This window comes from Oleiphilus sp. HI0067, assembly GCF_001635735.1.
In genome coordinates this window covers 1-799 of the sequence record NZ_LWFI01000570.1, presented here as the reverse complement: position 1 = coordinate 799, position 799 = coordinate 1, and the positions used below count along the sequence as shown (strand labels likewise).

The 799-nt window shown below is 47.3% G+C and carries 1 protein-coding gene; it reads left to right on the top strand.

The window, feature by feature from the left end:
• Window positions 1-94: 94 nt before the first annotated feature.
• The coding region (locus tag A3739_RS06635) for an N-succinylarginine dihydrolase (RefSeq protein WP_197472130.1) at window positions 95-799 on the top strand (705 nt) is incomplete at its 3' end.

Sequence of the window (799 nt, the reverse complement as noted above, 5' to 3'; positions counted from 1 at the left end):
GCAAATGTACCGGCAACATTATCGCCCGGTATGACTTTGAAACCTTAATAAGTTCTTAACTACGTAAATCGCAATGGATGAGCAGAGGTAAGCAATGAAGGCATATGAAGTAAATTTTGATGGGCTTGTGGGTCCTACTCATAATTATTCTGGCTTGTCGTTTGGCAACATCGCTTCAGAGCAAAGCCTAAAAGATGTATCTAACCCTAAGTTGGCAGCTCAGCAAGGCTTGGCGAAAATGAAAGCCTTATCCGACAAAGGATTGAAGCAAGGTATTTTATTGCCTCACCATCGCCCTGAGATTGATTTGTTACGACAACTTGGTTTCGCGGGTAGCGATGCGCAAGTGCTTGCGCGTGCAGCCAAAGAAGCTCCTGTAATTTTGGGATCGGTGTATTCTGCCTCATGCATGTGGACGGCGAATGCCGCAACGGTGTCTCCAAGTGCTGATAGCCGTGATGGACGAGTACATTTCACGGCGGCTAATTTGAACGCCAAGCTCCACCGAGCGATTGAACACAAAACAACGAGTCGTATGCTCCAAGCGATCTTTTGTAATGAGAGCTTTTTTGCGCATCATGCTGCTTTGCCTAGTGTGAGTCAGTTAGGCGACGAGGGCGCTGCAAATCACACGCGCTTTTGCTCAGAGTATGACAAGCGCGGCGTGCAACTTTTTGCATACGGTCGGACCGCATTTAATGAGTCGGAATTAAAACCTAAGCGATATCCTGCACGTCAAACTTTAGAGGCTTGCCAAGCCGTTGCACGATTGCACGAGTTAGATGATGCGAACGTTGTA